An 11840-nucleotide genomic window follows, 5' to 3' on the forward strand; every position below is an offset into this window, starting at 1 on the left:
ACGCCCCTCTGTCTCCCGTCTGCCGGTATATAAGACTGAAACCTGTTTAGCAGCAGATTATTTGAGCTGCTTACAACGGCCTGCTTTCAGGCTGCGTAAAATCCGTGTTATAGACCGGCAGCTGCGGCAGGAATTCTTGTGATTTAGAAACCGGAAGAAGGGCTATATCCAGAACTTCCTCCATTCGTTTGACAAAACGGAATTCCAGTTCTTTCCTGATCTCTTCCGGAATTTCTTCCAGGTCCTTCAGGTTTTTTTCGGGAAGAATAATCGTTTTGATACCCGCCCTGTGTGCGGCCAGCACCTTTTCCTTCAGTCCGCCAATCGGCAGCACATTGCCGCGTAGGGTGATCTCTCCAGTCATCGCAACATCCTGGCGGACAGCTCTGGAAGAAAGCGCCGAAGCCATTGCCGTCGCCATCGTGATGCCGGCGGACGGTCCGTCCTTCGGTACAGCTCCCTCCGGCACATGAATGTGCAAATCAAGCTGATCGTAAAAATCCTTGCTAATCCCCAAGCTCTCAGCCTGGGAACGGACAAATGTCAATCCTGCCTGCGCCGATTCTTTCATCACATCGCCAAGTTTTCCAGTCAGCGTCAGTCTTCCTTTGCCTGCCAGAGGCGTAGCTTCAATGGTCAGTACATCTCCTCCGACTTCAGTATAAGCCAGGCCGACGGCAGCGCCGATCTCCGGTTCGAAGCCCACTGTTCGGTAAAAATAGCGGGGGGCTCCGAGCAGGGTTTCAATATCTTCCGGTGTCAGCGTCCTCGGCTCCCATTCCTTTTTCACGACACGGACCGCTACTTTACGCAACACATTAGCAATTTCGCGTTCCAAATTCCTGACTCCGGATTCCCTGGTATAACCCCGGACAATCTTTAGGACGCAGGCGCTATCCAGCCGGACAACAATCTCTTTCAACCCATGCACTTTCATCTGTTTCGGTACGAGATGCCGAACCGCAATATTGACTTTTTCATCTTCGGTATAGCCGCTTAAATGAATGACTTCCATCCTGTCCAGAAGCGGACGCGGAATATTTTCGATATAGTTGGCTGTCATGATAAACAGCACTTTGGAAAGATCAAATGGAACCTCCAGATAGTGGTCCGCATAGGAATGGTTCTGCTCCGGATCAAGCACTTCAAGCATGGCAGAAGCAGGATCCCCGCGAAAGTCTGAAGACATTTTATCAATTTCATCAAATAGGAAGACCGGATTTTTCGTTTCCGCCTTGCGTATCCCCTGGATCACCCTGCCGGGTAATGCGCCGATATACGTCCGGCGGTGACCTCTGATCTCCGCCTCATCGCGAACGCCGCCCAAGGACATTCTGACGAACTTGCGGTCCAGAGACCTCGCAATGGATTTCGCGAGTGAGGTTTTACCTACTCCGGGCGGTCCGATAAAGCAAAGTATCGGGCTGCGCATATTTGGCGTGAGTTTACGGATAGAAAGATACTCCAGGATCCGCTCTTTGACTTTCTCCAGACCATAGTGGTCTTCTTCCAATATTTTTTCAGCCTTATGCATATCCCCTTTGTCCCTGCTCGCCTTATTCCAGGGGAGTGCGATGATCCAGTCAATATACGTCCGGACAACGGTTCCTTCAGCGGAAGCTGCAGCCATTTTTTCGAGGCGATCCAGTTCTTTCAAGGCCTTTTCCTTGGCCTCATCCGTCAGATTCGCCTTTTCGATCTTCTCTTTATATTCTTCAATTTCAGCCTGTTTTTCATCCTTGTCGCCCAGTTCTTTCTGGATCGCTTTAATCTGCTCCCGCAGGTAATATTCTTTCTGGGCCTTTTCCATCTGTTTTCGGACCCTGAGCCCAATGCGTCTTTCCAGCTCGAGAATCTCGATTTCACGCATGATCAGTTCGGTGAGCTTTTCCAGACGTTCGCTTACATCAATCGCGCCAAGAACCACCTGTTTATCCTCTATCTTTAAATTCAGATGGGAAGCCACCAAATCAGCCATCCGACCGGGCTCTTTTACAGCAAGCACCGATCCAATCGCTTCGGGGGATACTTTTTTGCTGAGACGCGCATATTCCTCAAACTGGTGGGTCAGACTTCTGGTCATATTCTCCAATTCGGGGGTCATACGCTCATTACCGGAGAATCTTTCTACCTGCGCTTTAAAGAAAGGATCTTCCGCCAAAAATTCTTTGACCTCGGCACGGCAAATCCCCTCGACGAGAACGCGCATTGTCCCGCCGGGAAGTCTCAAAAGCTGTTTAATATCGACAATTGTGCCAACTGTATACAGATCATCAATCATCGGACTGTCTATTTCCATTTCCTTTTGCGATAGTAGAAGAATCTGGCGATCCAAGAGCATTGCTTCCTCAATGGCTGCCATGGATCTTTCCCTGCCAACATCAAGATGAATCACCATATAGGGAAAGACAAGGATTCCTCTAAGCGGAAGGATCGGTATCTCTCTTTCTTGCATAATTTATCTCCCCTCAAAAGACTTGCCAGTGCTATATTTTAACACGGTTTACCTTGTTCATGCAAATTGCCGGATGGAATTTTTATCCTTTTCAGCACTTTATTCAGCGACACCTCCTTTTCCGACAAATCCACTTCGACCATGTCGGTGATCGGCAGAACAGGTTGCAGTACTGCATTCAATATCTCATCGAGCGTTTCCACCGGAATGATCTGGATGTCCTTTTCCCAGTGAGCAAACCTGGCCTGCCAGTTTTCCTGCGGAATAAATACTTTTTTACACCCTGACTGGACGGCTGCCTCAATTTTGGCACTGATCCCGCCAACCGGTTTTACTCTACCCCGGATCGATAACTCCCCGGTCATAGCTACGGTATTGTCTACCTTGCATTTCTTAATTGCTGAATACACCGCGGTCGCCATTGCTGTCCCTGCAGACGGACCATCCATTGGAACTCCCCCGGGGAAATTGACATGGATATCGTAATGACGCGGTTCAATCCTATGCTCCCGGCAAAGCACGGTCAGAACATTTTCCAGCGAGGAGCGCGCCATACTTTTCCGGCGCGTTTTTTTACCCTCATAACCTGATTCTTCCTCTTCAACAATTCCGGTTACATAGAGCTCTCCCTTACGGTTCCTTACCGGGTAGGCTGTGACCTCGATTTCCAGGAGCATGCCAAGGTTTGCTCCGTAGATTGCTAGGCCATTGACCAATCCTATCTGGGGGAAAGGCGGAATTTTTTTCTCCGGTCTTGGCGTGTATTGTCCGGTTGTAACCACCCATTCGATATTCTCCTCATCGATACAGCGATGGCCTTCATTTTGAACGACTCCGGCCGCCAGCTGTACGATATTGACAGCTTCTCTGCCGTTCGTGGCATATTTTTTAAGAACTTCCAATGCTCCGTCTGTGATCTCAATATCAATTTTTTCGGCAGCATTTTTGGCGATGACTGCAATTTCTTCCGGCTGAAGCGCCCTGAAGAAAATTTCCATACAGCGTGAGCGTACTGCCGCCGGTATTTCCTCCGGTCTTCTGGTCGTCGCACCGATCATTCTAAAATCTGCCGGCAAGCCGTTTTGGAAAATATCGTGGATGTGCTCAGGGACATTGCTGTCCTCAGAGCTGTAGTACGAGCTTTCCAAAATAACCTTGCGGTCCTCCATTACTTTAAGCAGTTTATTAATTTGGATAGTGTGAAGTTCACCAATTTCATCAATAAAAAGAATCCCACCGTGGGCTTTGGTGACTGCACCCATCTTAGGCTGCGGTATTCCCGCCATCCCCATGGCGCCAGCTCCCTGATAAATCGGATCATGGACAGAACCAATCAGCGGGTCAGCGATCCCTCTCTCATCGAATCTAGCCGTCGTACCGTCAACTTCAATAAATTTTGCCTCACTTTTAAACGGTGAGAGCGAATTTTTCATAGCTTCTTGAAGGACAAGCCTAGCTGCGGCTGTTTTACCAACGCCCGGAGGCCCGTACAGCAGGACATGCTGGGGATTCGGCCCGCACAAAGCAGCCCGAAGTGCTTTCACGCCTTCTTTTTGTCCAATGATCTCCGCAAAGACTTCCGGTCTGGTCTTTTCCGACAGCGGGATCGTCAAAGATATTTTACGCATTCTTTGCAGCTTTTCTTTTTGTTTCACGGACTCCTTCTCCACAGCAGATCTCGTCGAGTACTGCTGCCTTAACATCGTCCAGAAATAAATTCCGACAACCAATACAAAAGCCAGCTGAATCATCGCCAGTAGTGACCCAAACCCTAAACCTTCCATTTCTGTACCTCCTGCTCAAGACTCTCTATGTAGTATTTACCAGATCGAAAGATTCAAAACATATTGCCAAAGTCACCCGCGGAACCAGTTGCATTAATTATATTAAAGTGATATCATTATCATATCAATTAAATGTTTGATCCAGTTGGTTGGTCCAGTTCGATCGACTGGATTTTTCTCCAAGAAAGGATGATAAACTATGATCGAAAAAAAAGTATGGAAAATTAACGGGTTCTTAGGCATTCTCATTTTTTTAGCCCTTTTGGCTGCTGCAACATTTAATATTGTCGCCTCAGTCCAAGAAACAGGATTCACGAATATCGTCCTGGCAGTGATTCTGCTTCTTCTGGCACTGATTGTCTCAACCGGCATCCAGATTGTCCAGCCAAATCAAGCCAAAGTACTGACCTTCTTCGGCAGCTATATCGGCAGCATTCGCGAACCTGGCATCTGGATGACGGTTCCGTTCGTTGCCGCAAAGAAGATTTCCCTAAAAGTCCGCAACTTCAACAGTGAGCGTTTGAAAGTCAATGATGTCGACGGTAATCCGATTGAAATTGCTGCGGTTGTCGTCATCAAAGTGGTTGACTCGGCTAAAGCTGTATTTGATGTTGACAATTATGAACAGTTTGTAGAAATCCAAAGTGAGACAGCATTGCGCCATGTTGCAACCAAATATCCTTATGACAATTATGAAGAAGGTGACGTTTCCTTAAGGGGCAACACCGAGGAAGTAGCCGAAGAGATTGCGAAGGAACTTCAGGAACGCCTTACACTTGCCGGCGTGGAAGTAATTGAAGCCCGCCTGACCCACCTGGCCTATGCCACCGAGATTGCGAGCGCCATGCTTCAGAGGCAACAGGCCAACGCAATCCTGGCCGCCCGTCAGAAAATTGTGGAAGGTGCTGTCGGAATGGCCCAGATGGCCATTCAGCAGTTGGAAAACAGCGGGACAATTGAACTTGACGACGAACGCAAGATGGCAATGATCAACAATCTACTTGTGGCAATTGTCTCCGACCGTTCAGCTCAGCCAGTACTCAATACCGGCACCCTGTATTAAAAAGCGTCGGCAGGAGCAGGATAATGGCAGACAAGAAGAACTTTCCGCTGCGTATCGATCCAAAGCTATTCAGCATTATTGAAGAATGGGCGTCCGACGAATTCCGGAGCGTCAACGCTCACATTGAATATCTCCTGCGGGAAAGCGTCCGAAAAGCCGGAAGGATTCCTAAAAAAAATTCAGATTGACAAAAAGTTTCTTCTATGCAATATTGTTAGCGTAGGGAAATGAGAAATGAATGATTAATCCCAGGTGCCTCAAGATGAGGAGAATAGGGAAGACCGGGAAACCGGCGCGGACCCACCACTGTATGCGGAGACGAATTCCGAATGCCACTGGATATGATCTGGGAAGGCCGGGAGGAGAATGACCCGTAAGCCAGGAGACCTGCCTAGGATTGGGAAGATGATGTAATGGTAAGAACACTTCCTTCAATGATTAAACGACTTAGAATGGGAAAGTCTCTTAGAATATAAGAGACTTTTATTTTGTTTATTAAAAAGAATCGAAACAAAGGAGAAATGATTATGAAGAAGAAACCAACTGCACTACTGCTGATTCTGCTCCTGGTGCTTACCCTGGCCCTTGGACTGGCCACAGGCTGCTCAGCGCAAAATGAGCAAGCCTTGAAGGGAAAAACGTTTACAGACACGATGGGCAGACAGATCACCCTTGACGCCTACCCCCAGAAAATTATTTCTTTAGCCCCTGCTATTACTGAAATACTTTTTGCCATTGGCCTTGATCAGGAAATTATCGGTGTAACCGATTACTGTGATTATCCCGAACAAGCGTTGACTAAAGAAAAAATGGGCGGGTTTAAGAACCCGAATCTGGAAACGATTGTCGCCGCCGAGCCCGATATGGTCTTTATTGCAGCCGGCGTGCAGGAAGATGTCATCAAGAAGCTTGAAGAGCTGAAGGTGACGGTTGTTGTACTCGATGCCGATACGATCGACCAGGTTATCAGCAATATCGAATTGGCCGGTTCTCTGACCGGTAAGGAAGCAGAAGCCAAGAAAGTCGCTGCAGATATGAGAACCAGAATGACAAATATAACCTCCAAACTCAAAGACGTCGCCAAGCCGACCGTGTTTGTGGAAATTTGGGACGATCCTCTAATGTCGGCCGGTTCAACCAGTTTTGTCAATAACCTTATCGAAGTTGCCGGAGGCGTCAATATTGCTGCCGGCAATACTGAAAAATTTTATAATTACAGCATGGAAAGTCTGCTCCAAGCCGATCCGGATTATTACATCATCAATACTCATGCCCATACCCCTGCAGATATCCAAAACAGGACCGGCTATGAAGTCTTAAGTGCGGTGAAAGACAACAAGGTATATGCTGTCGACGACAACCTGATCAGCCGCTCAGGCCCAAGAGTCATCGACGGTCTGGAGCAAATCGCAAAGATTATTCATCCTGAAGTTTTTGGAAGTTAACGGTGCTATCAATCATGGATGTTTTAAACAACCGGAAAAGTTGGAAGTACCTGCTGATCTGCTTCACCTTGTTCTTGATTGCTGTGGGCATTTTTTGCACAACGGTCGGCTCAGCAGATATTTCGTTTAAAGAGAGCGCCGGAATTATCATGAGCAAAGTACCTTTATTGAATCACTGGTTTCATGCTGAAGACTATTCCCATGTCCATCAAACGATTATCTGGTCTCTGCGTGTTCCGAGGGTCATTCTGGCAGCTTTGGTTGGCGGAGCTCTGGGCGTCATCGGAGGCACCCTGCAAGGTTTTTTTAAAAACCCGATGGCCGATCCTTACGTAATGGGTGTATCCTCCGGAGCAGGTTTGGGTGCGACGGTCGCCATCATCACCGGCGCAGGCGGTTTCCTGGGCATGATCGAAATTCCTGTTTTCAGTTTTATCGGTGCTTTTCTGACAACCTGGATTGTCTACTCCCTAGCCAAAGTCGGGAAAAAAGTCGTTGTCACGACACTGCTGCTGGCAGGGGTCGCACTCAGTGCGTTCCTGTCAGCAGTCATGTCTTTCCTGATGGTTTTGAATACGGATGATATCGATAAAATTTATCTATGGCTCATGGGCAGTTTTGCCAACAAGAGCTGGGAGCATATCCAACTTGCTGCGCCGTTTATCCTTATTGGCGTAATTGTCTTATTCGCTTTAGCGAAGGAAATGAATGCGATGGTATTCGGCGACAGTACCGCCCAGCATCTTGGCATCAATCTTGGGAAACTGCAAATCATTCTGCTGATGGCCACCTCCCTGACAACAGCGGGAGCCGTGGCATCCTGCGGCTCCATTGGTTTTGTCGGACTGATCGTTCCGCATATTGTCAGGATTATGGTTGGTCCGGATCACCGGGTCCTGCTTCCACTCTCCTTTCTGGTGGGTGGGACCTTTTTGGTGATTACCGATACGATTGCCAGGACATGCCTGGGTTCACAGGAAATCCCTGTTGGTGTCATCACTGCGCTTTTTGGCGGACCCTTCTTCATCTATCTGCTGAAGAAAAAGAAAGAGAGAGTAATATAAGTGGATTCTTCAATCATTGCCAGCAACCTTACATTCACCTATGGCAGTAAAAATATTCTGGAAGACTTAAGTCTGGAAATCAGCAAGGGCAGCTTTGTGTCCATCATCGGCCCCAACGGGTCCGGCAAATCTACCCTGCTGAAAAATATTACCGCAGAAATTACTCCCCAAAAAGGAGTTGTCCTGCTCGATGATCAGGATATTTTTAAGATTAGGAAAAAAGATCTTGCCAAAACGATCGCAGTGGTCCCCCAGGATACCGGAGGGGATTTTGCTTTTTCTGTCATGGAGACGGTACTGATGGGCAGAATGCCCCATCAAAAGAGATTTGAGGGCGATTCTGAAAAGGATATGGAGATTGCTCAATGGGCGATGGAACTGACAAACGTTTGGCATCTGAGGGACCGTTCTGTGAACGAACTAAGCGGAGGCGAGCGGCAAAGAGTCATTGTGGCGAGAGCCTTAACTCAGGAACCCAAAGTGCTGCTGCTCGATGAACCCACCTCTCATTTAGATATCCAGCACCAATACGAATTACTGGAGCTTCTGGATCGTTTGAATAAAACCAAAGGCCTGACCGTGATTACTGTTTTGCACGACCTTAACCTTGCTGCCCAGTTCAGCCATAAAATCATTCTTCTCGATAAAGGCAGAATTGTGGCTTATGGCAGTCCTGTTGAAGTGTTGACAGCCCAGAAGATCCGGGATAGCTACCATATCGAAGTTGCGATTACTACGAATGAAATCACCGGACGCTTTAATATTATTCCGTTAAGTAAAAAAAAGGACCGGAGTGAGGCTGCCAGGGATATACGTATCCATTTACTCTGCGGTGGCGGAAGCGGTGTCTATCTGATGGAACAATTGGTTCAGGCCGGTTATCAGGTGAGCTGCGGCGTCCTGAACATTGGAGATTCGGACTGGAAAAAAGCCAAAGAGCTCGGCATTGCCGTTTCCGAAGAAGCTCCTTTTGCCCCCATCTCCGCCGAAGCCTTTAACATGAACGAAGAGCTTCTAAATGAAGCAGACCTGATCATTGTTTTGTCCGTCCCTTTCGGGTACGGGAACATCGTCAATTTAGAACAGGTTTCCGTGGCCTTACACCTTAAAAACAAAAAGGTAATGATTGTGGAAACTGAATCAGAACAGTGGGATTACACAGGAGATTTTACCGGTGGCAAAGCTAACAGCCTTCTTGCCGGCATGATGCAGCACGGCGCAGAGAAGTTCGGCAGTATCCGGGAACTATTAGGTAGGATCGGAGGAAAATGATTTGCTTCTGTGGACTTACGAAACAGGTGATACTGTTGAGCGCTATAAAGACAGTATCATTATTTCTTTCAAGGATGACCGCAAGGTCCTGAGTACCGCCCATTTAAACGGTGGTTACCGCGAAAACCTGAAATTTGTTTTTAACCACGATATTAATTCCGGGATGGGTTTGAGGTGTGACATCACTCCAGCCGTCTATGAGGAACATATGAAGCTGATTGCCGCGGAATTGGGTCTTGATCCTGAAGCCTCTGCAGGCCTTCTGACGGCTGCTGCCATGAATAATGCGGCTATTCGGACAGCAAGCTACGAAGATCTAACTGTCACCGCAGTGGTAACCGGCGGCATCGAAATGAACGGCGGCCGGATCGGTGATCCCGCTTTTTTTCATGAACGGCAGGGGGAAACGGTAACCATTCCGGCTGGAACGATTAATATTCTGCTGTATATCAATGCCGATCTTCCGGAAGAGACCCTGACCCGAGCACTTGTGACCTGTACAGAAGCCAAAACGGCTGCCCTGCAGGAGCTTATGGCCGGCAGCTGTTACTCCAGAGGCATCGCCACAGGATCAGGCACAGACGGGACGGTCATCATCTGCAACAGCAAGTCTGGCTCCCGGCTTTTCTATGCCGGCAAACACAGCAAATTGGGAGAACTGATCGGAATTACCGTCAAACAAGCTGTGAAGGAGGCTCTTTTCCTGCAGACCGGTCTTTGTCCGGAATACCAGTTCAGTCTGCTGAACCGCCTGAAAAGATTCGGTATCAATGAAGAAACCCTCTGGCAGGAATACCAGAAGGGCATCGGTGTCCTAGAATGTCAGGGATCTGGATCTACCTATCAAGCGGAATCGAGTAAACTGGAATCGTTGAATAAGCACGAGTTTCTGAACAGGTTAAAGAAGATTGAGCGCGAAGAGGAACTGGTGATTCCGGCTACGCTCTATGTCCATCTGCTGGATCAATTGGAATGGCAGTTATTATCACCTGCCCAGGCAGCCGTCGAAGGAAAAATCATCATTGACCGTCTCAGGAGCGGCTACGACTTACCGGCTGATTTCCTGCGTGATTCTTTGAATGATTTCTTAATTTCCTACAGCTCCGTTGACGCTGCCATAACGGAAATGTCCCATTGCTTTGCAGTGCTGACAGTAAGGATCATTGCTGCAGCGAAGATCGACGAGTAGTACACCACTATTTAAAGGAATTGGGCAAGTCTGGGAGCCACAATACCACTTTTCGGCTGTTGCGCCCTCCTTGGCGCAAAAAGCCGCGCTCCGCATCGTGCTCCGCTCACAGCGGAACTGTGGCCCCCAGACTGATCATAAGGCCGTTTAGGTTAGTCTGCATGCCAGAAAATATTTTAATGTAGGTATTTTTCGAATGCTTTAACTAGATCAATCAAAAGCCAAAAACAGCCGTCGGCAAATTTCTTCGCCGGCGGCTGTAAACATTTACTTTGACTTTATTCTACTTAAGCTGATTCTTCCTTCTTGCTATCCACTGTGATAAGCTCAGGCTCAATCCGCTGAAGGATTGTATCCTTGGTAACGATGCACTTGGTGACATCCGAGCGGGTTGGAATATCATACATCACGTTCAGCATGATTTCTTCCATAATCGCCCTGAGACCCCTCGCTCCCGTATTACGGCGAATCGCTTCTTCAGCAATGGCTTTAAGCGCATCTTCTTTGAATTCCAGCCCTACGCCGTCCATTTCCAGCAGTTTTTCATACTGTTTGACCAAGGCGTTTTTGGGCTGGGTCAAAATGCTGACCAGCGCATCCTGATCCAGAGCATCCAAGGTGACAATAACAGGAAGTCTTCCGACAAACTCGGGGATTAATCCGTATTTTAAGAGGTCTACCGGCAGGATCTGCCTTAAGAATTCCCCGACGTTCTTTTCATTTTTCTTTTGAATTTCCGCCCCAAAACCCATCACTTTTTTGCCGATACGGTTTTGAATCAGTTTGTCAATACCATCAAAAGCCCCGCCGACAATGAACAGGATATTCGTGGTATCGAGTTGGATAAATTCCTGGTGGGGATGCTTGCGTCCTCCCTGTGGAGGAACACTGGCTACTGTGCCTTCCAGAATTTTGAGCAGTGCCTGCTGGACACCTTCACCTGATACATCCCTGGTAATGGATGGATTCTCAGATTTTCGGGCAATCTTATCGATCTCATCAATATAGATGATCCCTCGCTCCGCCCTCTCAATATCATAATCAGCAGCCTGAATCAGTTTGAGGAGAATATTCTCAACATCTTCTCCGACATAGCCGGCTTCCGTCAGTGAGGTTGCATCCGCTATAGCAAATGGAACATTAAGAACTTTAGCCAGTGTAGAAGCAAGCAGCGTCTTACCGGAACCTGTTGGACCGAGCATAATAATATTGGATTTCTGAAGTTCGACATCATCGACCTTCATGCCAATGCTGATACGCTTGTAATGGTTATAAACTGCAACAGATAATGCTTTTTTTGCTTCGTCCTGACCGACAACGTATTGATCAAGAATACCTCTGATTTCTTTGGGCTTAGGTATCTCTCCAATTTCTGAGCCTACATCATCCTGGAGCTCCTCTTCTATGATTTCATTACAGAGCTCGATGCATTCATCACAAATGTATACCCCGGGACCTGCTACCAGTTTCTTGACCTGTTCCTGTGTTTTACCGCAAAAGGAACACTTCAGTTGATTCTTTTCATCGTTAAACTTTGCCATATGCTCACCCCTTTACTGAGAATTCCC

Annotated in this window: 9 protein-coding genes and 1 riboswitch; of the genes, 6 read left to right on the forward strand and 3 right to left on the reverse strand. The window is 47.7% G+C overall.

Going from position 1 to position 11840, the window contains the following annotated elements; genetic code table 11:
* Positions 1-70 precede the first annotated feature (70 nt).
* Together lon and lonB are read right to left on the reverse strand one after the other, a co-directional pair.
* Positions 71-2455, reverse strand: a complete 2385-nt coding sequence (lon, locus tag AAH944_RS12555) for an endopeptidase La (protein WP_415535182.1) — start codon at positions 2453-2455, stop codon at positions 71-73.
* Positions 2456-2493: 38 nt separating this feature from the next.
* Complete coding sequence (lonB, locus tag AAH944_RS12560; protein ID WP_415535183.1) at positions 2494-4239, reverse strand: ATP-dependent protease LonB; 1746 nt, start codon at positions 4237-4239, stop codon at positions 2494-2496.
* A gap of 199 nt (positions 4240-4438) precedes the next feature.
* Between lonB and AAH944_RS12565 the strand changes: the two genes are divergently transcribed.
* The 6 genes from AAH944_RS12565 (at position 4439) to AAH944_RS12590 (ending at position 10272) form a co-directional block, all read left to right on the forward strand.
* The gene (locus AAH944_RS12565; protein ID WP_368293218.1) at positions 4439-5302 is read left to right on the forward strand and encodes an SPFH domain-containing protein; all 864 of its coding nucleotides are present in this window, start codon (positions 4439-4441) and stop codon (positions 5300-5302) included.
* Between the two features lie 23 nt (positions 5303-5325).
* The gene (locus AAH944_RS12570) at positions 5326-5490 is read left to right on the forward strand and encodes a hypothetical protein (RefSeq protein WP_019224769.1); all 165 of its coding nucleotides are present in this window, start codon (positions 5326-5328) and stop codon (positions 5488-5490) included.
* Between the two features lie 45 nt (positions 5491-5535).
* Positions 5536-5712: riboswitch (cobalamin riboswitch) on the forward strand.
* Between the two features lie 117 nt (positions 5713-5829).
* Positions 5830-6747 (forward strand): ABC transporter substrate-binding protein, encoded by a 918-nt coding sequence (locus tag AAH944_RS12575; RefSeq protein ID WP_415535184.1) that lies wholly within the window; start codon positions 5830-5832, stop codon positions 6745-6747.
* A gap of 14 nt (positions 6748-6761) precedes the next feature.
* Positions 6762-7811 carry a FecCD family ABC transporter permease gene (locus tag AAH944_RS12580; RefSeq protein WP_415535185.1) on the forward strand — a complete coding sequence of 350 codons (1050 nt, stop codon included), beginning with the start codon at positions 6762-6764 and terminating at the stop codon, positions 7809-7811.
* Positions 7812-9083, forward strand: coding sequence for a heme ABC transporter ATP-binding protein (locus AAH944_RS12585; RefSeq protein ID WP_415535186.1), 1272 nt, complete (start codon positions 7812-7814; stop codon positions 9081-9083).
* Position 9084: 1 nt separating this feature from the next.
* Complete coding sequence (locus tag AAH944_RS12590; RefSeq protein ID WP_415535187.1) at positions 9085-10272, forward strand: adenosylcobinamide amidohydrolase; 1188 nt, start codon at positions 9085-9087, stop codon at positions 10270-10272.
* Positions 10273-10559: 287 nt separating this feature from the next.
* Here the strand turns inward: AAH944_RS12590 and clpX are convergent, their stop codons facing one another.
* The gene (gene clpX / locus AAH944_RS12595; protein ID WP_415535188.1) at positions 10560-11813 is read right to left on the reverse strand and encodes an ATP-dependent Clp protease ATP-binding subunit ClpX; all 1254 of its coding nucleotides are present in this window, start codon (positions 11811-11813) and stop codon (positions 10560-10562) included.
* Positions 11814-11840: the final 27 nt, after the last annotated feature.

This window comes from Dehalobacter sp. CP (assembly GCF_047652685.1).
GTDB lineage: Bacteria > Bacillota > Desulfitobacteriia > Desulfitobacteriales > Syntrophobotulaceae > Dehalobacter.

Bases quoted from the DNA above. Each gene is read 5' to 3' on its own strand.
- AAH944_RS12565 (WP_368293218.1), top strand. From the start codon at position 4,439: ATGATCGAAAAAAAAGTATGGAAAATTAACGGGTTCTTAGGCATTCTC.
- lonB (WP_415535183.1), bottom strand. From the start codon at position 4,239: ATGGAAGGTTTAGGGTTTGGGTCACTACTGGCGATGATTCAGCTGGCT.
- clpX (WP_415535188.1), bottom strand. From the start codon at position 11,813: ATGGCAAAGTTTAACGATGAAAAGAATCAACTGAAGTGTTCCTTTTGC.
- AAH944_RS12580 (WP_415535185.1), top strand. From the start codon at position 6,762: ATGGATGTTTTAAACAACCGGAAAAGTTGGAAGTACCTGCTGATCTGC.
- AAH944_RS12575 (WP_415535184.1), top strand. From the start codon at position 5,830: ATGAAGAAGAAACCAACTGCACTACTGCTGATTCTGCTCCTGGTGCTT.
- lon (WP_415535182.1), bottom strand. From the start codon at position 2,455: ATGCAAGAAAGAGAGATACCGATCCTTCCGCTTAGAGGAATCCTTGTC.
- AAH944_RS12570 (WP_019224769.1), top strand. From the start codon at position 5,326: ATGGCAGACAAGAAGAACTTTCCGCTGCGTATCGATCCAAAGCTATTC.